This is a genomic window from Bacteroidales bacterium MB20-C3-3 (genome assembly GCA_035609245.1).
In the GTDB taxonomy this organism is placed as follows: Bacteria; Bacteroidota; Bacteroidia; order Bacteroidales; family UBA932; genus Bact-08.
In genome coordinates this window covers 1,660,920-1,685,364 of record CP141202.1, presented here as the reverse complement: position 1 = coordinate 1,685,364, position 24,445 = coordinate 1,660,920, and the positions used below count along the sequence as shown (strand labels likewise).

Below are 24,445 nucleotides of genomic sequence, written 5' to 3'. Positions count from 1 at the left end.
CCCTTTTTTTACTCTAAAAATGTTAATAAGTTGTTTGTAGTTAGGAAAAGAAAGCGTATCTTTGCAACCCGTTTTATATAACGTAATTACATAAAGTAAAGATTAACAATTAATTATGCCAACAATTCAACAATTAGTACGCAAGGGTCGTACGGTTCTGGTGGAGCAAAGTAAATCAAGAGCGCTTGACTCATGCCCTCAAAGGCGTGGTGTTTGTGTGCGTGTTTACACTACTACACCTAAGAAACCTAACTCGGCTATGCGAAAAGTTGCCCGTGTTCGCTTGACAAACCAGAAGGAGGTCAACGCATACATCCCGGGAGAAGGTCACAACCTCCAGGAGCACTCTATCGTGCTCGTTCGCGGCGGTCGTGTAAAAGACCTTCCGGGCGTACGCTACCACATTCTTCGTGGTGCTCTTGACACAGCTGGTGTTGAGGGGCGCAAACAAGGGCGTTCGCTCTACGGTGCTAAGAGACCTAAAAAAGGTGCAGCAGCTCCGGCTAAGAAAAAGTAAAACTAAAAATTATTAAGAGAAACAAATGAGAAAAACGAAGCCTAAAAAGAGGATTCTGCTTCCTGATCCCAAGTTTCACGACGTGTTGGTGACACAATTCGTGAATAACCTAATGTACCAGGGGAAGAAGAGTATTGCCTATAGCATTTTCTATGATGCTATGGATATCATTGGCGAGAAGATGAAAGATTCTGACAAGGCTCCGCTGGAAATCTGGAAAAGAGCATTAGAGAACATTACTCCACAAGTTGAGGTGAAGAGCCGAAGAGTGGGTGGTGCAAACTTCCAGGTTCCAACAGAGGTGCGTCCTGAAAGGAAGATTTCGCTCTCAATCAAGAATATGATTCTTTACTCACGCAAACGCTCTGCTCATTCAATGGCCGAGAAGCTGGCTGCTGAGGTGCTAGCCGCTTACAACAACGAAGGTGGTGCTTATAAAAGAAAAGAGGATATGCATAAAATGGCTGAGGCCAACAAGGCATTTGCACACTTCCGTTTTTAGAGAGATTAGAAAGAATAGATGGCAAGAGATTTAAAATACACAAGAAATATCGGCATCATGGCACACATTGATGCCGGTAAGACTACTACTTCTGAACGAATCCTGTACTATACGGGTAAAACCCATAAGTTAGGTGAAGTTCACGAAGGTGCCGCAACAATGGACTGGATGGTTCAGGAGCAGGAGAGAGGAATAACAATTACCTCTGCTGCAACTACAGCTTTTTGGAACTATAACGGAAATCAGTATCAGATTAACCTTATTGACACTCCCGGCCACGTAGACTTTACTGTGGAGGTGGAGCGTTCACTCAGAGTTCTGGACGGGACAGTTGCAACTTTTTGTGCAGTTGGCCGGGTTCAGCCACAATCTGAGACAGTATGGCGTCAGGCCGATAAGTACAAAGTTCCCAAACTCGCTTATGTAAACAAGATGGACCGTGTAGGTGCAGACTTCCTTGCCGTTATCGAAGAGATGAACGACAAGCTTGGTGCTCACGCTGTCCCTATTGTTCTCCCTATTGGAGCGGAAGAGAAATTTGAAGGTATTATTGACCTTATTTCCAATAAAGCATATTATTATAACTCAGATAGCAAAGAGCTTGTTAACTACGAGATCAAAGAGGTTCCTGCCTCGATGGTTGCAGAGGTTGACGAGTGGAGAGGAAAACTTGTTGAGTCAGTAGCAGAGTTCAACGATGCACTTCTTGAGAAGTTTTTCGAGGATCCTAATTCTATTTCTGAAGATGAGATTGTTGAAGCACTCAGGAAAGCAACTATTAATATGGCTGTTGTCCCTACGCTCTGCGGCTCCTCTTTCAAAAACAAAGGGGTTCAGTTTCTCCTTGATGCCATCATGCGCTATCTTCCATCTCCCATGGATATTGATGCCATTAAGGGTATCAATCCTGAAACAGGAAATGAGGAGATTCGCAAACCAAATATTACCGAACCATTCTGCGGACTAGTCTTTAAAATTGCAACCGATCCATATGTGGGGAGGTTAGCCTTTATAAGAGCTTATTCAGGTAAACTGGATGCCGGCTCTTATATCCTGAACACTCGTTCTGATAAAAAAGAGCGTGTTGCAAGACTTTATCAGATGCACTCAAACAAACAGAACTCTATTGAGTTTGTTGAAGCGGGTGATATTTGCGCAGCTGTAGGTTTCAAGGATCTTCGCACAGGTGATACCGTTTGCGTTGAAAATCGCCCTATAGTACTTGAGTCAATGTCTTTCCCTGATCCTGTAATTGGTCTGGCCGTAGAGCCCAAGACTCAGAAGGATCTTGACAAACTGGGACTTGCTCTTGGCAAGCTTTCAGAGGAAGACCCTACATTTACAGTTAAAACAGATCACGATACCGGACAAACCGTTATCAGCGGAATGGGTGAGCTTCACCTGGAGATCATTGTTGACCGTCTCAGAAGAGAATTCAATGTTGAGATCAATCAGGGAGCACCTCAGGTGAACTACAAGGAGACAATTCGCTCTGCTGTATCTCACAGGGAGGTATTTAAGAAGCAGACCGGAGGCAGAGGTAAATTTGCAGATATTGTATTTGAGATTGGACCTGCTGACGAAGGCGTAACCGGACTTCAGTTTATTGACGAGGTTAAGGGAGGTAACATACCTAGAGAGTACATACCATCCGTTGAGAAGGGATTCAAAGCGGCAATGTCAAATGGTGTACTGGCCGGATATGAGGTTCCTGCAATTAAAGTTGTACTGAAAGATGGATCTTTCCACCCTGTTGACTCAGATTCGCTCTCATTTGAGATTTGTGCAAGACAAGCTTTCCGTAAGTCCTGTCCTAAAGCAAATCCTTATATTATGGAGCCTATCATGTCACTTGAGGTTGTTACACCGGAAGACTATATGGGAGATGTAATCGGCGACCTTAACAAGCGCAGGGGACAGATCACCAATATGGACTCGAAGGGAAATGCCAGAATTGTAAAAGCTAAAGTTCCTCTTTCAGAGCAATTTGGCTATGTAACAGTTCTTCGCACCCTCTCATCCGGAAGAGCAACAAGTACTATGGAGTTCTCGCACTACACCGAGCTACCTGCATCTCTTGCAAAAGAGGTTATTGAAAAGGCAGGCGGCAAGAAGTTTGACGACGATACAGACGAATAACAGAATTATAAATTGGTTAATATATAACAGAAATGAGCCAAAAAATAAGAATAAAGCTGAAATCTTACGATCATATGCTGGTTGACAAATCGGCAGATAAGATTGTAAAAACCGTGAAGGCTACAGGCGCAATTGTAAGTGGTCCTATTCCTCTTCCTACAGATAAGAAGATTTTTACCGTGAACCGCTCTACATTCGTTAACAAAAAAGCCCGCGAACAGTTTGAGCTAAACTCTTTCCGCCGCCTGCTGGATATCTACAGCTCTACACCTAAAACGGTAGATGCTCTGATGAAGCTTGAGCTTCCAAGCGGAGTAGAGGTTGAAATCAAGGTTTGATGATTTTACACAATAAAGACTGCAATAAATACTAGGAGTTTCAGGATTTTTATTATTTTTGCAGTCCTTTTGGGGCCCATAGCTCAGTTGGTTAGTAGCACCTGACTCATAATCAGGGGGTCGCTGGTTCAAGCCCAGCTGGGCCCACACGGGAGTGAACATGTTCACTCCCTTTTTTTTGCTGGCTTTTTATTCACTCCCCCTCCACGGGAGGGGGAGTATGCGGCTAAAGCCGGAAACGAACAGTGAACATTATGCTTCTAGGCCTTAAATAGTAGAGATTTTCTGAGTTTGAGAAGCCTGAAAGGTATTTGATTGCATACTCTTTAGTGTTTAATATATTCAAAAGAGACACGGAATACTCTGCTCTTCTAGACTTAAAGATAATGTCTCCATCAATGAAAAAAGTTGATGGAACTATATTATTATCGTTGAACAACTTTCTGTGTTCCAGAAATGCCTTAAACGAGAGGTTATTTATTATTACGGATTGAAAACTTAGTGATTGTGATAAAGAATTTATTGTTCCGGAGGCAATCTCCTTTTCAGCCGATTTACTCTTTGAGAAGCTATTTGCCCACCCCAGATAATACCTTACATCTGACTCTTCCCATAATCTTAAATCCAGATTCAAACTGGCAGAGAGAGTTGAAGATATATTATTAATGTCTTTACCTCCCTGTATCTGTCTGCTTTCAATCATGGTATAGGATGGGGATAACTGTATCTTCCTGAGAAAAAAATCAAAACCCTTTGACCATGTTATCATAGATGAGAATGAAAGGCTTTTAACCGGAGCCGGGATAAGATACCGGTACATTAGCATCTGATTAAAGTCTGCAACAATTAGATAGCTTGATCTCCTCTCAGAAAGCACAATACTCGCATAGGTACTCGACAGTTTTTCAGCTCTGTTTATATTGAGACTTAGATACGCACTTGAGGTCAAATCTTCTTGATTAATGTAGCCTCCTTTTGTCAAAGTTCTGTAATTTACAAGTACATACCCTCTATTTAGCAAACCTGCTTCGGCTTTGTTATGGTTGCGTGAGAGGTTAAGGCTAAGACCAAACCTGTTTGTGAGATTTGCATATCTAATCCCTAATGTAGGGTTTGAGTAGAATGAATTATCATACTCTTTGATTTTTTCTCTCTTCTCCCTGTTATTATAAATGAGAGGCAATGTAAAATTAAAGAAAAAAGTCCCTGTTCTGTATGTAAAATTTGGAGATAGATAGGCAGCGAAATCAGATAATCTGAAATTATTTAAAAGAGTATCTGCCGTCTCCATGTCAATACTTAGAAGTGACTCAATTCCCGTACTCTTAAAATCAACTCCGGCAGTAAATGTATAATTTAATCCATTTTTTCCACCACCGTAAACAACTTCATTAACAGTATAAATACTGCTCTGTTTTAGACTCTGGCTATAGTTAACATTGTTTATACCGTTTTCTATGGTAAAATCCTCGTTTTTGTTACCTATAACAATTGAACTTTTGATTTCTAACCTATTCTTTTTTATAACTTTAAATAGGTTAAAATTGTTAAGAAGTGTTAGATTCTTAAAATCAATACTCTGTTGCCTCTCACTTATATTTGTCGTTACTCCGCTGACACCTCTCCATTCGGCAATACCCTTTATTGTATTATTAATAAAGAAGGATGGAGAGTTATGGTTATAGGTCGCTGAAAGACTAGCCTTATTAAGACTTTGCCTGTATCTGTTTTTTTCTGACACCAGGAACATCGAGTCTTTACCAATAACATATGAGGTATTTAACGAGGAAGATTGTTTTTGCATATCTGAGAGGTAGTCACCCTGAACTCTCAATGTTGCATATCCGCTAATTGAATAAAGTCTGTTTATACTTATTAAGTGAGCATTATTATAGAGATATCTCCGACTATTACTGATAGGAGGAATTGAACCGGGGATACCCAACACTCCAGCTCCTCGCCTCTCCCCTCTATTACCATAAAACTGAGTAAGCTCACCATCAATGTTCTCCCCGGAATTATTTCCTTTATATACTATATTTGTCTGTTTTTTGAGCGCAAACTGCATAATAGAAGCCTCATTGTTCCATAGTATAGGATAGAGGCCGGTTCCAAGGGAAAAAGATCTAAGGTACTTGTTCTTAGATCCCTCTTTAAGTTTAAGATTAATGGCAGCCTGATCAGAGTCGCTTATTTCTTTTTTAGCTCTTATAGGCTCATGGTTTTCTAGTATTTGAACAGTTGCAACATCATCATATGAAAGGTTATTAACAATTCCACCATACTTTCCCCCCATAAGATCAAGATTCTCAACCATAAATTCATTTATTGCCTTTCCCTGATAAAGAATGTGTCCGGAGGGCCGGACTTCAATTCCCGGCAACTTTCTTATAACATCTCCTATACTCCGGTCCTGGACAGAAGCAAAACGCTGCACATAGAAGTCCAGAGTATCTCCCCGTCTCTTCACAGCCTCCGGTCTTATAACGATTTCCCTCAAGTTGGTTGTCTGCGGCGACACAATAAGTTCTATTTCCTGATTTTTATTTGCAAGCAACATTTTTGTCTCAGCATAACCTATCTTTGATGTTCTTATCAAAATAGAATCAAGTTCTGAAGAAAGTTTTATAACAAACCTGCCGTCATCTCCGGTGACAGAATAGGCACTCACTATTTCTGAACCTGGCTCACCGGCAATAACATATATATCTGCAACATACATTCCGGAGGATTCTTTAACCAATCCTGTTATCCGGGTCTGTGCTATGAGTTGAAACCCGGTAAACGAAAAAAGAATCAAACTGATAAGTCTTAGATTCATCTCTCGATTGTATTTAACTTCCTTTTAGGTATTGGAGACGATGTCTTTATCTGAATCGGCCCGAAATCACCATTAGTGTTCTCATAAATCTTTTTCTGCAATTTAAATAAAGCATCTTTTGTAACCTTTGTAAGCATAAGACTATCTTTCATTGAAATAACATCCTCTTCAGCAGGAGGCTCAATTGAGACCGCTATAAAGCCAAAATCGCCATCTTCGTCTGACGCCTCTAAAATCAGCCCTGGTAATCCGGTCAGTTTCCAGGGCCCTGAGTCTACAGGTATCTCCGTTGTAAACCAAGCTGTCCACTTGCGACCAAAGTATGAAGACTCCGCTCTCTGACACATATAACCCATAATGGTTTTCTTATCTTTGAAAACCTCCCATTTGGGGGATAAATATTTATCAGTATAGTAATAGAGTCCGCTAAACCAGACATTGGTAATAAAAATCTCTTCTACATTTATTTTACCTAGATAGGTATACTCTGTTGGCCCTATAATCCGAGGAGCATCTGCACTTCTCCATCTGGTAACTTTGCCATTTTCATCTATTGTTGTGGTTACATATTTGCTGCGATCAATCTTACTATTTCCGTATTGCAAATCATCATTATGTTTATTATAGAAAAGAGACCATTTATCACCGATTAACAAAATCATAAGAGCCTCTCGTCTCTCTTTCATTAAAGAGTTGCGTGTATATATATATCTGTATCTCAATTTCATCAATGCAGTATCCAAAACTGTAGGCTGTGAGTATATATAGATGCAATGAAAAAAGAGTATCAATGTAAATAAAATCCTTTTCATAATATTAAATATATGAAGTGAAAAAAAGCAGATTAATACAATCAAGGACAATAGTAATCATCAACCTGATCTTCAAGCATAAAAACTAGTTCTTCATCCGATTGCCACGAACATGGATAGGTCAGGGTAGCAATTACTCCACAAACAGTAGGATAATCATAAGAGCACTGACCTGTGTTTTCTTGAGCAATAGTATGGAGAGAAAAGAGACATATAAGTAATGACGCAAATATTGGTAGTAAATATTTCATCGCAAAAATCTTAAATTAATAAATGTAAATAACAAATTTTTCGCTTTTTAATGCGCTCTTCATTAATGAAATCATTCATTAATAAAGGAGAAATAATTACCTTTACATGCCGTTTTGTATTTTATGTAGCAATCCGTTTACTTTGTCAGGGTAACAGTTTTCTTATGTTTTATACAAAGCGGTTTTTTAAGTTGGCAAGGCTTAAATAGCTTTTATAAAACAACTTAGTCTAAAAGCGAAGATAGTATTTATTATAAATAAAATAAATTTATTATTAAAACACAATCGGCAAGCCAAAGGTTACAAAAGTCGTCCAGGCCACATAGATAGGTAGGAGTCGGGCTATTGACTCTCCAATATCTGTAACTAACCCTCTTTATCTGACACCAGGCTCACCGACAATAACATATATATCTGCAACATACATTCCGGAGGATTCTTTAACCAATCCTGTTATCCGGGTCTGTGCTATGAGTTGAAACCCGGTAAACGAAAAAAGAATCAAACTGATAAGTCTTAGATTCATCTCTCGATTGTATTTAACTTCCTTTTAGGTATTGGAGACGATGTCTTTATCTGAATCGGCCCGAAATCACCATTAGTGTTCTCATAAATCTTTTTCTGCAATTTAAATAAAGCATCTTTTGTAACCTTTGTAAGCATAAGACTATCTTTCATTGAAATAACATCCTCTTCAGCAGGAGGCTCAATTGAGACCGCTATAAAGCCAAAATCGCCATCTTCGTCTGACGCCTCTAAAATCAGCCCTGGTAATCCGATCAGTTTCCAGGGCCCTGAGTCTACAGGTATCTCCGTTGTAAACCAAGCTGTCCACTTGCGACCAAAGTATGAAGACTCCGCTCTCTGACACATATAACCCATAATGGTTTTCTTATCTTTGAAAACCTCCCATTTGGGGGATAAATATTTATCAGTATAGTAATAGAGTCCGCTAAACAATATTTTTTCAACAAAAATTTCCTCCATATATTCTTTACACAGATAGATGTATTCTGTTGGCCCAATAAGACGAGGGGAGCCAGCACTTCTTTTCCTTGTAACTTTGCCTTTTTCGTCAATTGTTGTGCTTACATATTTGCTACGATCAGTCTTATTTTTATCATAATAAAAGTCATCATTATGTTTATTATAGAAAAGAGACCATTTATCACCGATTAACAAAATCATAAGAGCCTCTCGTCTCTCTTTCATTAAAGAGTTGCGTGTATATATATATCTGTATCTCAATTTCATCAATGCAGTATCCAAAACTGTAGGCTGTGAGTATATATAGATGCAATGAAAAAAGAGTATCAATGTAAATAAAATCCTTTTCATAATATTAAATATATGAAGTCATTACTGTCCACTAAAAATTTAAGGACAGTTGTTGGTTAAACAAAAGTTCATTGACGTCATTATTTTCAGCACTGTTAAACAGCTCCATAATGGGCGTTTTGTCAAGTAAAGATATTCCCAGGACTTGCAATACTTCGTAAGTTGATCGCTTAATGTTCAGATCATGCTCAACTATAGCGACCAAACAGTAAGTAATAATAGCAGAATATATTTGTATTCTTACTGCATTTTCAGTTGTTCCCCAAAAGGACTTAATCTTCAGGTGTTGCTTTATCCATTTGAAAAACAGCTCAATCTGCCATCGATTCTTATAAAGTAATGCAACTTGTTCTGCCGTTATTTCCAGATTGTTAGTCAGGTAGGTAAATGGTCTTTTAGTATCTGCATCATAGTATCTGACTCTTCTAAAATTTTCAGGATAGTCAAGATATGAAGAGAATCCATCCAGTCGAACAATGTGATCACTTATGATTATTTCTGAAGAGTCACTTCTCTTGAGATCTTTCAAAATCTCGAGTTTGAGGTTCCTTTTTGCCCGGATAACAAAGTATGCAGAATGTCTGGTTACGTTATATAGTCTCGCAAAATCCATATAGCCTCTGTCAAATATGTAATAAGCGCCATGTTCATAAGGGATTACATCCATTGCATTCATGTCATGAACAGATGCAGGAGTAATATGAACAAATGCGGGAATCTGAGTTGTAATATCATAAAGTGTATGAAGTTTTAGCCCTCCTTTTGTCGAGCGGAACTTAGCCCACCAGAAAATACTTAAGCAAAGGTCAATGGTAGTTGAATCAAAAGCATAAACTTTCCCCTGGATTTCGAAGTCGCTATTGGATCGTTTCTTTCTAGCTATCTCGATAAGATGGTAGGCGTACTCTTCAAATATTTTGAAGTCTCTGTTCTCATTAGCCTTTGATAAATTGCTTCTGGTCACATTCTTGCCAAAACCAAGATGATAGCATTTAGAACTATGAGCATCAATTGCAACTATTAGGTCTCTTAGGCTTTCTCTATTGGTAAGTTGTCCGAACATCATAGCTAGCAATTGATTCCAGCAGGTAAAATGTTTTACATACTTATTACTATCGTGTCTCTCTGCAATGCCATCGAAAATCCGTTTTGGTAAGAACTCAACTAATTGAGAGAAAACATATTTACCTGTATTCATAGCTAAGAAATATTTATCTTAACTAAAAATATAAATTCAAATCGACACGGAACAAAAAAGCTTATAACATGCTAAAATATAATGATTTCAAAGAACGAAAATATATTTTAAGTGGACACTAATGAACTAAAAATATAAATTCAAATCGACACGGAACAAAAAAGCTTATAACATGCTAAAATATAATGATTTCAAAGAACGAAAATATATTTTAAGTGGACACTAATGATATGAAGTGAAAAAAAAACTTTTTCTACCAGCAAAGAGCTGGTAGAAAAAGTAAAAAATAAAGATTAAGAACAATAATGACTTTCGACTTCGCCCTCAAGTATATCAACTAATTCTTGATCCGATTGCCACGAACATGGGTAAGTCATAGTAGCTGTAACTCCACAACTCGTAGAAAAATCATAAGAGCACTGACCTGTGTTTTCTTGAGCAATAGTATGGAGAGAAAAGAGACATATAAGTAATGACGCAAATATTGGTAGTAAATATTTCATCGCAAAAAATCTTAAATTAATAAATGTAAATAACAAATTTTTCGCTTTTTAATGCGCTCTTCATTAATGAAATCATTCATCAATAAAGGAGAAATAATTACCTTTACATGCCGTTTTGTATTTTATGTAGTAATCCGTTTACTTTGTCAGGGTAACAGTTTTCTTATGTTTTATACAAAGCGGTTTTTTAAGTTGGCAAGGCTTAAATAGCTTTTATAAAACAACTTAGTCTAAAAGCGAAGATAGCATTTGTTTTAAATAAAACAAATTTATTATTTTAATCTAACCGGCAACCCCGAGGTGATAAAAGAGATACGAAAAACAGGCTCCCTGAAGAAGCCTGTTCTGCCTCTTTAATCATTGTTTCGTTTGCGGTGATGTAAATCTCAAACGGGAATATCCCAGGCTTTGCCCTCTGTGTCCATCCTTTTCATACCAACTCCGCTAATGTCACATTTATGGGCAATCTATAATTTTTCAACAATCCTCTACAAGTTATTAGTTATAAGAGTTTCTCCGTTTAATATTTACCTACATTTATCCACATTTAATTATTTGACTCAAATGAAAAAAACTCTTTTTGTGTGTATAATCGCCATAGCATCAATCTTCTTTACTTGCAGCGTTAATACTCTTTTTGCTCAGGAGATTGTCACTAAAATTTCTAATGGAGAGATTGAGGAGGTAAAAGCTTTACTTGCAAAAGGTGTCAACCCAAATACAAAAATTCACAATGAGACAATTCTGGCTATCTCAATTAACGGCAAATTTCCGGAGATAACCACCCTTCTTATTAACGCAAAGGGTATTAAGCTGAATGAATGGAATATCCTTACTCAGCCTGAACGCTCCTGGAAATATACCGCACTTATGAAGGCTGTCAAGTTTTCTGATGTGGTTAAGCAGTTGTTAGATAAAAATGTTTTGATTGACCTGCAGGATGACTGGATTCTGTGGGACGGCAAGCTTCACGAAAGCGGTGGTAATACAGCATTGATGCTTGCTGTAGGTGCTCCAAATTTTACATATACAGAGAGCGCAAAGCTTTTGATTGACAAGGGGGCTAAAATAAACATTCAGAACAAGCTGGGATATACAGCACTTATGCTCGGTGTACACAATACAGAGATTTCAAAAATTCTGATTGATAAAGGTGCAGATATTAACGCTCAAGATGGAAATGGTACAACTCCGCTTATGTATGCGGTTCAAAAAATGACACCTTTAAAAGCTCTTATAGCAAAAGGAGCAGATGTAAACATACAGAACAAAAACGGCGAAACAGCACTTATGCACGCAGTCAAGGGAGGCTTGCTGAAAGTAATTTTGGGAGGCATTCCGGTTGTAGGCGGGCATATGGATGCAGTTAAGTTACTAATCAGCAAAGGAGCCGATGTCAATTTGCAAGACACCTGGGGTAAAACAGCACTGATGCATGCGGCAGGAGGGGTAAATGCACTCGGCAATAAATAAAGGTACAACCGCACAAAATCAGCAGAACTTCTTCTGGCCAAAGGGGCAAATCCGGCTAAGAAATATGACAAAGCCGCAGATAAGTCAAATATAACATCAGGAATTGTAGGTATCTGGGAAGCATCTATAAAAATGGAGGGTCAGATTTATAAAACCCGGATAGTTTTCAACAAAGACTGGAGTTACAGCAAGGGGATAATGGCCCCCGGTAATCAATGGATTCCTGACGATGCAGGATACAACCGTTACGAGTTAAGGGACGGAAGAATCTAGTTATTTAACAGCCTCTCAATGGGAGCAGTCATTGAGTGGCGCTTTGAAGGGAAAGATCTTGTCCTTAATGGTGAGAAATATATAAAGCTGCTAAGTAATCCTCAGAAAATTAACGGAAAAATAAAGGTCACTATAGCTGTCCAGATTACATAAACAGGAAGATACTTTGCAATTGCAGCACCCACCTCTGATGGCTGAGCCCTTTCACGAATAACCTTGTATAGTTGTGCTGTAACCATTATAAGATTAATAAGAATCAGCACATTTGCACCCAGAACTGCTGCTCTGTTAGGTGAGAGACCCCATTCGGAGATTCTGAAAAGTATAGCAGAGAGCGCAATGCTGTTTACAACAATTGTAACTATTGAAAGAAGCAAAAGTATCCATCTCTCTGCACGACCCTTTCCCCCGGAAGATGATTCGGCAACTGAAAAGAATATTATTGCCATAACACCTACCAGAAGTGCATTGAAAATAATCAGAAATTCTCTGTCGTTATATGGATCTTTGCCGGAAAATGCCATTGCGCTAAGGAACACCAGGAGCATAATCAGGACAAGCGGGCTGAATATTTTTGCAATTACAGGGGATACCTTTCCCACAAGCTGTGGGTTAGTCTTTATTAAATATGTTGCAACTATAGGCGATGCTGCAAGGCCCATAATACCTACGTATTGAAAGTAAACTTCCTCAATTTTGAAACCTATAAGTTCAAAGAGGCCGATTGTTATACCGCTCATTATCCCACCGGCAATAACAATAAGGGTTGTCATCACAACAAGATCTCCGTTGAATTTCAGATAGCCGAGCCTTTTTTCACCCTCTCTTTTAATGGTGCCTGCAAATGAGAAGCCTGTAACTGCCCAAAGCAAAAGTATTAAATGAATACAGGAAAGAATGAGAACATCTGTTTCCGGCTTTGGAAGTGAATTTATAAAGATGAGGCCTGTTAGCATTACACCAGCGATTACCCCTATTTTTCCCTTTGACAGGTTGTTCTTCCAGGCAAAATATCCTGCGAGAATAGGAAAGATTACAAATCCTATATTTCTTGGGTAGAAAACCTCCTCGTCTAACGAAAAGATGGATGGTATCTTGGCTATAAAACCGGCCAGCAGAGCGAGACCAATTATTACAGCCACCTCTTTGAAATTTCCGAAGTTCAGAGAATCTGATTCAAAATTCAGCCTCTCATTCCAGGTATCTGCGACAGGATTACCGGCTACCCGGGGATAAATAATTTCAAACTCTTTTTTAAATTGAATTTTGTTTGACCGGTACATCTTTTCAAGCTGACCGGGATCGTTGATGAATGCTAAGATTTCCTCTTTCATGGATTTATTGTTTTAATAGTACTTTGTATTTCAAAGTGTGATGATAAAAAATTTTTTACTTTGATTTATTTGATTTTAGAAATTTTTCCAGGGATAGCAGGTGAAGATTAAAGGCTTCCCTGCCCTCTGTAGTAATGAAGTATCTGGTGTTTGGTTTTTTGCCAACAAAGCTCTTTTCAATGCCTATGAAATCCTCTTTCTCAAGAGCTTTGATGTGGCTGGCGAGATTGCCGTCTGTAATGTCAAGATACTCCTTAAGTGAATTAAAATCAAGTGTTTCATTCACAGCAAGAGCAGACATTATACCCAGACGAATCCTGCTTTCAAAAGCTTTATGTAAACCTTCTATGGAAATTTTCACCGCTCGTATTTATAATGCATATAAATGCCGTAAACAATATTAACTAACCCAAAGCCCAACGCCCATATAATAAGGCTATACTGAATCAAAAGGATAGCAGTAAGACCAAGCGAAATTTGTATAATGCCCATCAGTTTAACCTCCTCTAGTGTCATCTTGCTCGCTGTGAAGAGTGCCAATCCGTAGAAAATCATTGATATGGGAGCAGCCAATCCGGCCAGGCCATTTAAGATCAGGATTACAATCAGTATACCTCCGGTTGAGAGAGGAACCATCATATTTGCAAGAAGGCGGCGAGTTGTCGCGCTCCACATCTTCTCTCCCCTCTTCCCGGCATTTCTTCTTGAAAGATATACAACTGTACCTAATGCTAAAGCTAATATTATCAATGCTACAATAATAACACTTGAGAGATTTGCAGGAGTTCCTGTGGTGCCGGACATACTGTATGAGGCAGAATCGGGATTAAACCCAAAAACCAGGTATGCAACCAGAGCACCTGCCAGCGCATATATTCCGGCCATCACCCCTGAGAGGCCCGAGAGAGACAGAAATCTAGAAGATCGCTCCATCATTGAACGAATCTCTGAAATGTCCCTTATATAGTCCTTTTCATTTTTCATTTAAAAGTACTTTTATTTGCAAAGTAAAGCTAAAAATTTCTATTGTGCAATACTTGTGCATAAAAATTCAGAGATTTCTTATTTTTGTGCCCATGTTATTCAACTCGGTTGCTTTTGCAATTTTTCTTCCAATAATTTTTATTTTATACTGGGTTCTTGCTAAAAGGGGGCATAAGATTCAGAATCTTCTTCTGCTTGCTGCAAGTCTCTATTTTTATGCAAGCTGGGACTGGCGGTTCCTGCTGCTTTTAATCACATCAATTATTTTAGGATTTTTTTCAGGTGCACTAATCAATAATTCTGTAAATGAGAGGCAGCGAAAATTCTGGTTGTGGACAAGCATATTATTAAATCTTGGTTTTCTTGGATTTTTCAAGTATTTCAACTTTTTTGCCGAATCCTTCTCTGATGCTCTGGATTTGCTTGGCATAAACGCAGGATTGTCTACACTTAGTATCATACTCCCTGTAGGCATTTCATTCTATACTTTCCACGGACTATCCTACATTATTGACATCTATAACAGAAAAATTCAACCTGAGGGAAATTTTGTCAATTACTCACTGTTTGTCAGCTATTTTCCACTGCTGGTTGCCGGTCCAATAGAGCGAGCAACTCACCTTCTGCCACAGATTGATAAGGCCAGAAAATTCGATTATTCTAATGCCGTAAATGGTCTGAGGCAAATCCTCTGGGGCCTTTTCAAAAAAATAGTCATTGCAGATAACTGTGCTCAGTATGCCAATATAATTTTCAACAACCATCAGGACCATTCAGGGAGTACTCTTCTTATTGGGGCCCTTCTTTTCACATTCCAGATTTATGGTGATTTTTCCGGATATTCCGATATTGCTCTTGGAGTATCCAGACTATTCGGCATAGAACTTCTCAGGAACTTTGCATATCCATACTTCTCACGGGACATTGCTGAATTCTGGAGAAGGTGGCATATATCACTATCCTCCTGGTTCAGGGACTATGTCTATATACCACTTGGCGGAAGCCGGGGTGGAATTTGGATGAAGATTCGGAATACTTTTGCTATTTTCCTTTTGAGCGGATTCTGGCATGGTGCAAACTGGACATATGTTGCCTGGGGAGCACTGAATGCAGTTTACTTCCTTCCTCTTATGATTTCCGGAAATAACAGAAACAATCTTAATATCGTTGCAAAGGGGAAGACTCTCCCAACTTTCAAGGAGCTGGTAATGATATTATCTACATTTTTTCTAACAGTTTTTGCATGGATTTTTTTTAGGGCAGAGAGTATTGGCGATGCAATAAATATAGTTGGAAAAATCTTTTCACAATCACTTATTTCGCCTCCTGCATTTCAGGGAGCAGAGAGGACTCTTCCTCTTATTCTTTTGCTAATCATATTTATTGTTGTTGAATGGAGAGGAAGAGAGAGAGATTTTGCATTAAGAGACATGGGTATTGAGAAAAGCCGAAAATACAGATGGTCATGGTATATGGTAATTATGCTTGCAATATACCTCTTTGGTAACTTTGCAAGCAATATTGAATTTATATATTTCCAATTTTAGCTATGGAGAAATTCAAGAGATCTATATTGAAATTTGCAATCTTAATGCTAGTTGTGAACGGAGTAATATTCCTTGTTAAGTATCTGCTCTTCATAGACTACTACAAACATTCTGAAGAGTACAACTCCTATCTTCTTGCAGACTCACACGGCTGGTATCTTGGAGAAGAAACAGAGACTATTGGTATAGCCAATTTTTCATATTACAGCGATTCATACATTGATACCGAAAGGAAGCTTGAGTACCTCATTGGAAATGTAGATGTTGATACAATCTACATATCGGCAGATGATCACACACTAAGTCCTTACAGAGAGTTCTCAAACAATGGTTATAAGTCTGTCAGATATGAATTCACTCAAGGAGGCTACAAATTCTCTGACTATGCAAAATACAACCTTCAGCATTACATCGTTCTCTTTGATTCTAATATTAGAGCTATAGTATCTCACTTTTTCAATGAACAATCAAAGAAATTACTCGGGTATGGAAAAGCGAAGGCGCAAGTAGTGGATTTGCCATGGGACAAACTGAGCGAAGTGGAGAGGGTCTCCCTTTCTAAAGAGCGCCTTTCAGAGCAGTTCCCGGAAAATAGCGGGAGTTCAGATAAACTTGAAGAGTCTCTTCTTAATATTATTGAACTTTGCGAAGAGAATGATATCACACTTATAGGAATCAAATTCCCTTTAGCTAGTGAGTACAGCGATCTCATAGGGGGAAAATCTTATGGTGCAGATAGTATTCTTGCGGTAAACAAAATAATAGTATATGATTTCAGAGACATATTCCACAATAATGATAATTTCTTTGAGGATTCTGATCATATAAATAGCGTAGGAGCACAAAAACTCATTGATTCTATAAAAATTCTTAACTTTGGGAAAACCCTTTCTACCTATGAAAAATCATCTTCTTTTGTCACTAATGCTCATCTGTACATGGAGCGCATTTGCACAAACACAAGTCTATAAAACAGGAGGGTATGAATTCAAGGAGAGCATTCTTCTTCCTGCCACACCGGTTAAGAACCAGGCCGTAACAGGCACATGCTGGTCATATACCACCACATCTTTTTTTGAGTCCGAGCTTTTGCGGATGGGAAAGGGAGAGTATGACCTTTCTGAAATGCACACGGTAAGATTCAACTACATTAACAGACTTCAGGACAACTACCTGAGAGAAGGCAAAGGGAATCTGGGAGAGGGAAGCCTTGCGCATATGATGTTTAACATTGTTAAAAAACATGGGATGGTACCTGAGAGTGTCTATAACGGCATTAACTATAACTCTCTGACTCATAATCACACAGAGCTTAATATGTTTGTAAACTCTATAGCATCTGTTCCTGTTAAACTTAAAAACAGAAGTCCTGAGTACTACAATCTCGTTAATAGTCTGCTTGACATTTATCTGGGTCCTGTTCCGGAAAAGTTTAAATACAAAGGGATAGATTACACACCGATTAGCTTTTTCAAAACATTTAATTTGAATCCGGATGACTATGTAGAAATTACCAGTTTCTCCCACCACCCATGGTACTCTCATATTGTTCTTGAAATTCCTGATAACTGGGATGGCGGAAGATTCTACAACCTCCCCCTGGATGAGTTTATTCAGGTTATAGATAATTCTTTGGAGAGGGGATACACCGTTTGCTGGGATGGAGATATGAGTGAAAAGAGCTATTCTGACAGAATGGGTGTTGCTGTAAATCCAACCGGTGAAGAGCTTAATAGCGAACCGGGTAAAGAACTATCTTTTAAAAAAATATATAAAGAGGAAGATGTAACTCAGGAGTCCCGTCAGGATGGTTTTGAACGATTTGTAACCACAGATGTGCACCTAATGCACCTTATAGGAAAAGCTACTGACCAAAACGGGACCGTATACTACAAGGTTAAAAATTCATGGAAGCCTGAAATTAACATCTTTGGAGGATATAATTTTCTTTCAAAAAGATTTGTGGAGGCTAAGACTATTTCAATAGTAGTTCATAAAGATGCAATTCCTGAACCCATCAGAAAAAAACTAGGAATTTAGAATGAGACATTTTTTTCTTGGGATACTATCTCTCGTCATTTTCAATATAGTATCCGCTCAAACCGTAAAAACAGATACATTGTTTTCATCAATTCTGGGAAGGGGTGTACCTGTTTCAATAATAGAACCAAGAGATTTCAATCCTGATAAACCTCATGTAGTATTTTATATGCTACACTACTGGGATGGTGATAACACTGCATATATTGATATAAGCCTGCTATCCTCAATTGACGACAAACCTGTTATTGTTATAGCTCCCTCTCTTGGGAATAACTGGTATATAAATAGTGCTTTAAAGGGAGGAGAGAAGCAAAGAGACTTCATTGAGCAAGAGCTATTCAGCTATGTTGACATGAAATACAATACAATAAAGGGTAAACAGGCAATTGGTGGGTCTTCCATGGGTGGATATGGAGCAATGCTGATAGGCCTTAGAAATCCTGAGCGCTTTGGTTTTATTGCGGACTTAAGCGGGGCGGTAAATGCACCCTTCAGGAGTGTTGCTTCAGACAAGTATCTGGAACCTGTGATGGCTTCTGTGAATGCTGTTTTCGGGGATGATCCGGATAATGATGTAATGAAGCTTATATCAGAGTCCTGTACTGACAAAATGCCCTATATCTTTATGGCCATCGGCACCCATGATGAGTTTGTATCATTCAGAGAGGCTCATAAAGAGCTTGTAAAAACACTATCAGATAAAAAGGCCAGGTTTGAATTTCACGAAATTTACGGCGGACATTTCACCGGAGAGGTTAGATGGGCTGTAATGCCATATATTATGAACTATTTACGAGACTTAATTTTGCAACCTAAATGAAAAAAACATTCAAACTGGCTCTGCCCTGGCAAATTCTAATTGGAATAACGCTGGGAGCAATTTTTGGAATCTTTGCCCATGAATATGTTGAATATGTAAAATGGCTAGGAGATCTTTTTCTGAGAGGCCTTAAAATGGTCGTTATACCTCTTGTATTCAGCGCTTTAATAATGGGCGTTTCTAGCATTGGTGAGAGCAAAGACCTGGGGAGAATTGCTGGAAAAACTTTTCTTTATTATATCGTAACAACTGCAATTGCATCAACACTTGGACTATTTCTGGTCAATATATTCAAACCTGGTTACGGAGTTGATCTAAAACTGTCTGAGACAGTAACTCAGGTAGCAGGGACAAATATCTCTTTTGCCGATCAGTTACTGGGCATTGTACCTGAGAATATTATCCGGGCTATGGCTGATGGGAATATGCTGCCGGTAATATTCTTTGCAATTATGTTTGGTTATTTTATAACTGTTGCACAAGATAAAACAAGAGTCCAGCTTACAGACCTCTTTAACGGAATATATGAGGTTATGATAAAACTTACCTTTCTTGTAATAAGATTTGCTCCGTTTGGACTCTTTGGTGTAGTGGCAGGTGTAGTAGGTGCACAAGCCGGGGATTCAGAGGCTCTCGCAACTCTTTTTGGTAGTCTGGGAATCTATGCTGCTATTATTGGTGGCGGATGTATAATTCATGGCATAGGTCTTCTGCCTGCACTTTTTGCTTTACTTACAAGAAAGAACCCATATAAATTTATGCAGCAGGTGAGCCCGGGCCTCTTAACTTCATTTGCAACAGCTTCATCTGCAGCATCTCTTCCAATAAATCTTGAAGATATCCATACCAAGACAGGTGTATCAAGAAAAATTGCGAATTTCTGCCTTCCGCTCGGAAATACAGTAAATATGAACGGGACTGCACTTTTTGAAAGTGTTACTGCAATATTTATTGCACAGGCATACGGAATTGAGATGACAATTGCCCAGCAGATAATTATTGTTCTTACCAGCCTCCTTGCTGCTATAGGTACAGCAGGTATTCCTCTTGCCGGTCTGGTTATGCTTGCTGTAGTTCTAAATGCTGTAGGATTACCTCTTGAGGGAATTGGACTGGTATTGGTTGTGCAACAACCGCTTGATATGATACGCTCTGCTGTTAATGTTTGGGGAGATTGTACAGGAGCTGCGGTTGTGGCTATCAGCGAAGGAGAAAAACTGAATCTTTAACTATAAATATATTAATAATGGATTGTTCTTTTATTTGCCCCTCATGCGGGGCAAAGTATTCCGTTACCAGAGAAATTTGGCGCTGTAAATGTGGAAACTATCTGGATCTTGATTACCATCCTGTTCTGATCAGAGAAAATCTTAACATGGCAGACAGGAGTTTCTGGCGTTATAAAGATGTACTTCCTCTGAATGACTATAATAATGCTATTTCGTTTGGAGAGGGAACTACTCCTTTGGTTGATATGGTATTCAATGATGTGAAGTTTCTTGGCAAAATGGATTTTATGCTGCCCTCCGGTTCATTCAAAGACAGAGGAGCATCACTTATGATCAGTAAATGCAAGGAGATGGGGATAGATGAGATCGTTGAAGACTCTTCAGGAAACTCGGCCTGCTCTGTATCTGCCTATTGTGCCAGAGGCGGTATTAAGGCAAATATCTATATGCCTGCAGGCAACTCATCGGCAAAATCCATTCAGGCAGGCTCATACGGCTCTCGAATACATCTCGTTGAGGGAAACAGGATTGATTGTGCCAATGCTGCTTTAGAAGCGGCTAAAAGTTCATATTATGCAGCACATGCATGGAATCCCTATTTTATACACGGCACCAAGACTATTATTTATGAGATTGTTGAGCAACTTGGATGGAAAGCTCCGGATTCAATTTTTATACCGGTTGGTAGCGGTTCTCAATTAATTGGTGTATATTTAGGATTATTGGAGATGAAAGAGGCGGGGATAATTGACAAAATGACAAGATTGATGGCTGTACAGAGCAATAAATGCTCTCCGCTTAAGGATTTTGTAGAGGGAAAAGAGACACCTGTTACCTCCGGAAATCCATCTATTGCTGAAGGTATAGCCATTCACAGACCTGTCAGACTTAAACAGATTGTTGATGCTGTCATATCAAGCGGAGGTGAGTTTATAACCGTGGATGACTCAGAAATAATAGAAGCTATGAAGGCTTCTGCAAAACAGGGAGTCTACATTGAGCCGACATCTGCCAGTGCAGTAGCTGCCGTAAAAAAGGGAGCGGAGATGGGTGTAAATGGAGAGACTGCAGTAGTATCACTTACAGGAACGGGTCTTAAAAGTTCTTACAGATTTTGACTTTATAACCAAAACATATTATTTATGAAGAAATTTACACTTACTCTTGCAATTGGGATGACCGTTGTAATGGTCTCCTGCAATAATCCTGCAAAAGAGAACGCAGAGGAAATAGTAGCCCAAAACGAGGCAGTGGTGGAGTTTCGTGATTATGGCCCTGAACCGTTTGTTTTTGATATTGAGGCATACACTTTAAAGAACGAGACTTTCCGACAGTCTCTGTGGACCGGAAAAAACCTTCAGCTTACACTAATGAGAATTATGCCCGGAGAGGATATCGGGCTGGAACAGCACAATGAACTTGATCAGTTTCTGAGAATTGAATCTGGTAAAGGGATTGTCTATATGGGCGACGACAAAGAGAATCTGTCATTTCAGGCAGATGTGGAAGATGATTTCTCTGTAATGATTCCTGCCGGAAAATGGCATAATCTTGTAAATACAGGGGATGTCCCATTGCTGCTATACTCAATCTACGCTCCGGCAGAACACCCTTTTGGAACCGTGCATAATACAAAAGCAGAGGCTGTTGAGGCTGAGAAAGATCATGTACATTAGATTTTTATAAACGCTCTTAAAATTTCTTTTTTTATGAATCCAAAAATTGCAAAAAAGGGCCCTTTTAAAGTTCAGCTTGAAGAGGGTACAAGCTATCACTGGTGCGCATGCGGAGAGAGCAAGAATCAGCCATTCTGCGATGGTTCACATAAAGGCAGTGGTATTACGCCTGTTAATTTCAAAGCAGAGAAAAGCGAAGAGCATTATCTTTGCGGATGCAAGCACTCTGCAAACAAACCATTTTGCGACGGATCGCATAACAAGCTTAAGGATTAGAAAATATTTTAAAATTCTAAAGCCTCTACAGGATAGAGGTCCAGCATAGAATTAATAAGGTAGGCCTTGTCATATTTATCAATATCACAAGGCCTGATTTTTTCTTCTCTGATCAAACCCTCTCTGATAAGCTTAGCCCTTTTTGTCCCGGCAAGCAGGTAAGAATCCGGAGTATACAGATTCCCCATTCTTTCAAAAACTATATTTGAATAAGAGGTATCTGTTATCACTCCGTTTTTTACTATCAGGATATCATCACATTTATCTTTATAAGAGAGAAGAGAATCAATAGCTGTTCTGTTTTCATATTTAAATGGATATTCTATATCATCACTCTCTACTAATTTTAGCCTTTTTATTGTCTTGGGTGTGTATGGGATAAGTGTACCTGATATAAACCTGTCAGAATAAACTACTCTTAATTTGAATAAGCCGTCTGATATCTTATCCCTCTCTCTTTCCAAAACAGTATATACACATGAAATGAAATCAAATTTCTCGTTTGATTTTGAATAAAAATATTGTATTGTTCGGATGACTCTCTGCAGATGTTCATTAATATCAGGAGTATCTCCATTTAACACTTTTATAGACTCAATGAATTTTAGCATCTCCTTAATGGCAGGTAAATTTTATTAATCATCTCCATGTACTCCTCATCTACATTGCTATTGATAGTAATCCCTCCACCACTCCTGTAAAATATGCCCCCCTCTTTATCAAACTCAATATATCTTATCAGGACAGCAGAGTCTAGAGAATTACCGTCAAAAAAGCCTGCAATGCCGGTATAAAACCCTCTTGGGATAAATTCGGCCTTAGCTATCAAATCCACTGTAGATCTTTTTGGTGCCCCTGAAATAGAGCCTGCGGGAAGCAGCGAGAGAATCAGGCTTCCGAGTGAATTTGAAAATTCTTGTTTAAGTCTTCCTCTTATATCAGAACTAACCTGTAAAATCTCCCCTCTGTCAGTTGAAATTTTGTCAATGTATCTGTATTTTTCCACCCAAACATTATCTGAAACCATACCAATGTCGTTTCTGATGAGATCGGTTATTGTAGCGTGCTCTGAGCTCTCTTTGTAGTTATTAAGAATACTGCTCTCTGCATAAGGAATATTTGCATCAATCGTCCCCTTCATTGGGAAAGAGGATATAATCCCATTTTCTACCTTAACAAATCTCTCAGGTGAAAAAGAGAGAAATCGGTCAGGGACATATAATGCAAATGGTGAGTAAGTAGAAGATAAAATCGTAATCGGGTCAAGATCTGTAGATATACTGCTTTTACAAGTCAGGTTTGCAAGATATGAGTCACCTCTGCTAAGTCCTTGAATAATTATATTGAACTTATTCCGATAAGTATCAAGAGTGTCTGTATGCAATATTTTTAGATGCTCTTGACTATTTTCTATTATGAAATCTCTCCTGAAGTTTGTACCATTTGAGAATTTAAATAAAACCTCAGACTGATTATGAGGAGATTCTATAAAAAGACCCTCATTCAATTCATAATCAAATGCAAACAGGTATGGCATACCCCTGGACGAGTAATCGTCCATAAACCTTGCAACCTCCTCCGAAGTATAAAAGATATTATCTATCACAAAACAAATTTAGCAAATTATATACTTTTGCATTATGAAGAGAATTCTACTCATTGACAATTACGATTCATTTACATACAATGTTCTTCATTTATTAAACAAAGTGTTTAATAATTCTGTTGATATTGTAAAGAATGATTATTTAGAATTTGAGACGATAGGTATTTATTCTCACATAGTAATATCTCCCGGACCCGGGATTCCATCTGAAGCTGGTTCAATTTTAAAAGTAATTGATCTTTGTAAAGTGAGCCATTCTATATTGGGAATATGCTTAGGACACCAAGCCATCGCAGAGTACTTTGGAGCAAAATTGATAAACCTTACAACTCCGCTGCATGGTCATAAAAGCACTCTGTTTGTAAATGCTGAGGATCCAATTTTAGGGCCGCTTACAAATAATAACAGCTCTAATAACAAACTACACGCCGGATTATATCACTCCTGGGCCGTAGATAAAACAACTATTCCTAACGAACTGGAAGTTGGAAGTATAAGTGAAGATAGTGTTATAATGAGTATTTATCATAAATCCTTAAACATATATGGCATGCAATTCCACCCCGAATCCATTATAACAGAGAGAGGTAATGAAATAATAGCCAGCTGGGGAAAATTTTCAGGGCTTATTTTATAACTTAGATATTATAAGCTCGTAAATCATTTCTTTACACTTTGTCAAATTGTTTTACACGGCTCGATTAGTCAGGAGAATATAATTATTTAACGGTGTGAAATATATGGTCAAAAAAGTACATAAATCCA

The 24,445-nt window shown here is 38.5% G+C and carries 26 protein-coding genes and 1 tRNA gene; 16 read left to right on the top strand and 11 right to left on the bottom strand.

Annotation, left to right across the window (positions count from 1 at the left end):
* Positions 1 to 115: 115 nt before the first annotated feature.
* The 5 genes from rpsL (at position 116) to U5907_07645 (ending at position 3,643) form a co-directional block, all read left to right on the top strand.
* Positions 116 to 517: a 30S ribosomal protein S12 gene (gene rpsL, locus U5907_07665; GenBank protein ID WRQ32453.1), complete on the top strand. Its 402-nt coding sequence runs from the start codon at positions 116 to 118 to the stop codon at positions 515 to 517.
* Positions 518 to 542: 25 nt separating this feature from the next.
* On the top strand, positions 543 to 1,019 hold the full coding sequence (rpsG, locus tag U5907_07660; protein WRQ32452.1) for a 30S ribosomal protein S7: 477 nt from the start codon (positions 543 to 545) through the stop codon (positions 1,017 to 1,019).
* Positions 1,020 to 1,037: 18 nt separating this feature from the next.
* Positions 1,038 to 3,158: an elongation factor G gene (gene fusA / locus U5907_07655; protein ID WRQ32451.1), complete on the top strand. Its 2,121-nt coding sequence runs from the start codon at positions 1,038 to 1,040 to the stop codon at positions 3,156 to 3,158.
* A gap of 32 nt (positions 3,159 to 3,190) precedes the next feature.
* Entirely contained in the window at positions 3,191 to 3,496 is a 306-nt protein-coding gene (gene rpsJ / locus U5907_07650) for a 30S ribosomal protein S10 (protein ID WRQ32450.1), read from the top strand.
* A gap of 72 nt (positions 3,497 to 3,568) precedes the next feature.
* Positions 3,569 to 3,643 (top strand) — tRNA-Ile (locus U5907_07645).
* Between the two features lie 79 nt (positions 3,644 to 3,722).
* Here the strand turns inward: U5907_07645 and U5907_07640 are convergent.
* From U5907_07640 to U5907_07615, 6 genes are all read right to left on the bottom strand, one after another.
* Complete coding sequence (locus U5907_07640) at positions 3,723 to 6,317, bottom strand: hypothetical protein (GenBank protein WRQ32449.1); 2,595 nt, start codon at positions 6,315 to 6,317, stop codon at positions 3,723 to 3,725.
* A complete protein-coding gene (locus U5907_07635) occupies positions 6,314 to 7,129 on the bottom strand; it encodes a GLPGLI family protein (protein ID WRQ32448.1) in 816 nt (271 codons plus the stop codon). Before U5907_07635 ends, U5907_07640 begins: the two co-directional genes overlap by 4 nt.
* 41 nt (positions 7,130 to 7,170) lie before the next feature.
* Entirely contained in the window at positions 7,171 to 7,380 is a 210-nt protein-coding gene (locus U5907_07630; protein ID WRQ32447.1) for a hypothetical protein, read from the bottom strand.
* A gap of 376 nt (positions 7,381 to 7,756) precedes the next feature.
* Positions 7,757 to 7,906: a hypothetical protein gene (locus U5907_07625; protein ID WRQ32446.1), complete on the bottom strand. Its 150-nt coding sequence runs from the start codon at positions 7,904 to 7,906 to the stop codon at positions 7,757 to 7,759.
* A complete protein-coding gene (locus tag U5907_07620; GenBank protein ID WRQ32445.1) occupies positions 7,903 to 8,718 on the bottom strand; it encodes a GLPGLI family protein in 816 nt (271 codons plus the stop codon). Before U5907_07620 ends, U5907_07625 begins: the two co-directional genes overlap by 4 nt.
* A 31-nt stretch (positions 8,719 to 8,749) precedes the next feature.
* Positions 8,750 to 9,916, bottom strand: coding sequence for an IS4 family transposase (locus tag U5907_07615; GenBank protein WRQ32444.1), 1,167 nt, complete (start codon positions 9,914 to 9,916; stop codon positions 8,750 to 8,752).
* A gap of 1,067 nt (positions 9,917 to 10,983) precedes the next feature.
* Between U5907_07615 and U5907_07610 the strand changes: the two genes are divergently transcribed.
* On the top strand, positions 10,984 to 11,892 hold the full coding sequence (locus U5907_07610; GenBank protein WRQ32443.1) for an ankyrin repeat domain-containing protein: 909 nt from the start codon (positions 10,984 to 10,986) through the stop codon (positions 11,890 to 11,892).
* Positions 11,893 to 12,024: 132 nt separating this feature from the next.
* Positions 12,025 to 12,165: a hypothetical protein gene (locus U5907_07605; GenBank protein WRQ32442.1), complete on the top strand. Its 141-nt coding sequence runs from the start codon at positions 12,025 to 12,027 to the stop codon at positions 12,163 to 12,165.
* A gap of 101 nt (positions 12,166 to 12,266) precedes the next feature.
* On the opposite strand, the gene U5907_07600 is transcribed toward U5907_07605, so the two are convergent.
* From U5907_07600 to U5907_07590, 3 genes are read right to left on the bottom strand one after another with little or no spacing between them, the layout of a single operon-like run.
* On the bottom strand, positions 12,267 to 13,499 hold the full coding sequence (locus U5907_07600) for a hypothetical protein (GenBank protein ID WRQ32441.1): 1,233 nt from the start codon (positions 13,497 to 13,499) through the stop codon (positions 12,267 to 12,269).
* 55 nt (positions 13,500 to 13,554) lie between these two features.
* On the bottom strand, positions 13,555 to 13,860 hold the full coding sequence (locus tag U5907_07595; GenBank protein WRQ32440.1) for a transcriptional regulator: 306 nt from the start codon (positions 13,858 to 13,860) through the stop codon (positions 13,555 to 13,557).
* Entirely contained in the window at positions 13,857 to 14,483 is a 627-nt protein-coding gene (locus tag U5907_07590) for a hypothetical protein (GenBank protein ID WRQ32439.1), read from the bottom strand. The genes U5907_07595 and U5907_07590 overlap by 4 nt, the downstream gene beginning before the upstream one ends.
* 92 nt (positions 14,484 to 14,575) lie before the next feature.
* Here U5907_07590 and U5907_07585 point away from each other — a divergent pair, with 92 nt between their 5' ends.
* Genes U5907_07585 through U5907_07550 form a run of 8 tightly spaced genes read left to right on the top strand, consistent with a single transcriptional unit; the run spans position 14,576 to position 22,074 of the window.
* A complete protein-coding gene (locus U5907_07585; protein ID WRQ32438.1) occupies positions 14,576 to 16,030 on the top strand; it encodes an MBOAT family O-acyltransferase in 1,455 nt (484 codons plus the stop codon).
* A 2-nt stretch (positions 16,031 to 16,032) separates the two neighbouring features.
* On the top strand, positions 16,033 to 17,001 hold the full coding sequence (locus U5907_07580) for a hypothetical protein (protein ID WRQ32437.1): 969 nt from the start codon (positions 16,033 to 16,035) through the stop codon (positions 16,999 to 17,001).
* Positions 16,928 to 18,070: a C1 family peptidase gene (locus U5907_07575; protein ID WRQ32436.1), complete on the top strand. Its 1,143-nt coding sequence runs from the start codon at positions 16,928 to 16,930 to the stop codon at positions 18,068 to 18,070. The genes U5907_07580 and U5907_07575 overlap by 74 nt, the downstream gene beginning before the upstream one ends.
* 1 nt (position 18,071) lies before the next feature.
* Complete coding sequence (locus tag U5907_07570; GenBank protein WRQ32435.1) at positions 18,072 to 18,893, top strand: alpha/beta hydrolase-fold protein; 822 nt, start codon at positions 18,072 to 18,074, stop codon at positions 18,891 to 18,893.
* Positions 18,890 to 20,122 (top strand): dicarboxylate/amino acid:cation symporter, encoded by a 1,233-nt coding sequence (locus U5907_07565; protein WRQ32434.1) that lies wholly within the window; start codon positions 18,890 to 18,892, stop codon positions 20,120 to 20,122. The genes U5907_07570 and U5907_07565 overlap by 4 nt, the downstream gene beginning before the upstream one ends.
* A 17-nt stretch (positions 20,123 to 20,139) precedes the next feature.
* The gene (locus U5907_07560; protein WRQ32433.1) at positions 20,140 to 21,240 is read left to right on the top strand and encodes a threonine synthase; all 1,101 of its coding nucleotides are present in this window, start codon (positions 20,140 to 20,142) and stop codon (positions 21,238 to 21,240) included.
* Between the two features lie 24 nt (positions 21,241 to 21,264).
* The gene (locus U5907_07555) at positions 21,265 to 21,798 is read left to right on the top strand and encodes a cupin domain-containing protein (GenBank protein WRQ32432.1); all 534 of its coding nucleotides are present in this window, start codon (positions 21,265 to 21,267) and stop codon (positions 21,796 to 21,798) included.
* Between the two features lie 33 nt (positions 21,799 to 21,831).
* A complete protein-coding gene (locus U5907_07550) occupies positions 21,832 to 22,074 on the top strand; it encodes a CDGSH iron-sulfur domain-containing protein (GenBank protein ID WRQ32431.1) in 243 nt (80 codons plus the stop codon).
* A gap of 8 nt (positions 22,075 to 22,082) precedes the next feature.
* On the opposite strand, the gene U5907_07545 is transcribed toward U5907_07550, so the two are convergent.
* On the bottom strand, positions 22,083 to 22,685 hold the full coding sequence (locus U5907_07545) for an aminotransferase class IV (GenBank protein WRQ32430.1): 603 nt from the start codon (positions 22,683 to 22,685) through the stop codon (positions 22,083 to 22,085).
* A complete protein-coding gene (locus U5907_07540) occupies positions 22,679 to 23,680 on the bottom strand; it encodes an aminodeoxychorismate synthase component I (GenBank protein WRQ32429.1) in 1,002 nt (333 codons plus the stop codon). Before U5907_07540 ends, U5907_07545 begins: the two co-directional genes overlap by 7 nt.
* Positions 23,681 to 23,714: 34 nt before the next feature.
* On the opposite strand from U5907_07540, the gene U5907_07535 reads away from it, so the two are divergent.
* On the top strand, positions 23,715 to 24,317 hold the full coding sequence (locus U5907_07535; protein WRQ32428.1) for an aminodeoxychorismate/anthranilate synthase component II: 603 nt from the start codon (positions 23,715 to 23,717) through the stop codon (positions 24,315 to 24,317).
* Positions 24,318 to 24,445: the final 128 nt, after the last annotated feature.

Coding starts and splice junctions, on each gene's coding strand:
- U5907_07615 (WRQ32444.1), bottom strand. CDS start 9,916: ATGAATACAGGTAAATATGTTTTCTCTCAATTAGTTGAGTTCTTACCA.
- U5907_07625 (WRQ32446.1), bottom strand. CDS start 7,906: ATGAATCTAAGACTTATCAGTTTGATTCTTTTTTCGTTTACCGGGTTT.
- U5907_07635 (WRQ32448.1), bottom strand. CDS start 7,129: ATGAAAAGGATTTTATTTACATTGATACTCTTTTTTCATTGCATCTAT.
- U5907_07560 (WRQ32433.1), top strand. CDS start 20,140: ATGGATTGTTCTTTTATTTGCCCCTCATGCGGGGCAAAGTATTCCGTT.
- U5907_07605 (WRQ32442.1), top strand. CDS start 12,025: ATGGAGGGTCAGATTTATAAAACCCGGATAGTTTTCAACAAAGACTGG.
- U5907_07575 (WRQ32436.1), top strand. CDS start 16,928: ATGAAAAATCATCTTCTTTTGTCACTAATGCTCATCTGTACATGGAGC.
- U5907_07550 (WRQ32431.1), top strand. CDS start 21,832: ATGAATCCAAAAATTGCAAAAAAGGGCCCTTTTAAAGTTCAGCTTGAA.
- U5907_07600 (WRQ32441.1), bottom strand. CDS start 13,499: ATGAAAGAGGAAATCTTAGCATTCATCAACGATCCCGGTCAGCTTGAA.
- U5907_07640 (WRQ32449.1), bottom strand. CDS start 6,317: ATGAATCTAAGACTTATCAGTTTGATTCTTTTTTCGTTTACCGGGTTT.
- U5907_07580 (WRQ32437.1), top strand. CDS start 16,033: ATGGAGAAATTCAAGAGATCTATATTGAAATTTGCAATCTTAATGCTA.
- U5907_07570 (WRQ32435.1), top strand. CDS start 18,072: ATGAGACATTTTTTTCTTGGGATACTATCTCTCGTCATTTTCAATATA.
- rpsL (WRQ32453.1), top strand. CDS start 116: ATGCCAACAATTCAACAATTAGTACGCAAGGGTCGTACGGTTCTGGTG.
- U5907_07585 (WRQ32438.1), top strand. CDS start 14,576: ATGTTATTCAACTCGGTTGCTTTTGCAATTTTTCTTCCAATAATTTTT.
- rpsG (WRQ32452.1), top strand. CDS start 543: ATGAGAAAAACGAAGCCTAAAAAGAGGATTCTGCTTCCTGATCCCAAG.
- U5907_07590 (WRQ32439.1), bottom strand. CDS start 14,483: ATGAAAAATGAAAAGGACTATATAAGGGACATTTCAGAGATTCGTTCA.
- U5907_07555 (WRQ32432.1), top strand. CDS start 21,265: ATGAAGAAATTTACACTTACTCTTGCAATTGGGATGACCGTTGTAATG.
- U5907_07620 (WRQ32445.1), bottom strand. CDS start 8,718: ATGAAAAGGATTTTATTTACATTGATACTCTTTTTTCATTGCATCTAT.
- U5907_07610 (WRQ32443.1), top strand. CDS start 10,984: ATGAAAAAAACTCTTTTTGTGTGTATAATCGCCATAGCATCAATCTTC.
- U5907_07630 (WRQ32447.1), bottom strand. CDS start 7,380: ATGAAATATTTACTACCAATATTTGCGTCATTACTTATATGTCTCTTT.
- rpsJ (WRQ32450.1), top strand. CDS start 3,191: ATGAGCCAAAAAATAAGAATAAAGCTGAAATCTTACGATCATATGCTG.
- U5907_07535 (WRQ32428.1), top strand. CDS start 23,715: ATGAAGAGAATTCTACTCATTGACAATTACGATTCATTTACATACAAT.
- U5907_07545 (WRQ32430.1), bottom strand. CDS start 22,685: ATGCTAAAATTCATTGAGTCTATAAAAGTGTTAAATGGAGATACTCCT.
- U5907_07565 (WRQ32434.1), top strand. CDS start 18,890: ATGAAAAAAACATTCAAACTGGCTCTGCCCTGGCAAATTCTAATTGGA.
- fusA (WRQ32451.1), top strand. CDS start 1,038: ATGGCAAGAGATTTAAAATACACAAGAAATATCGGCATCATGGCACAC.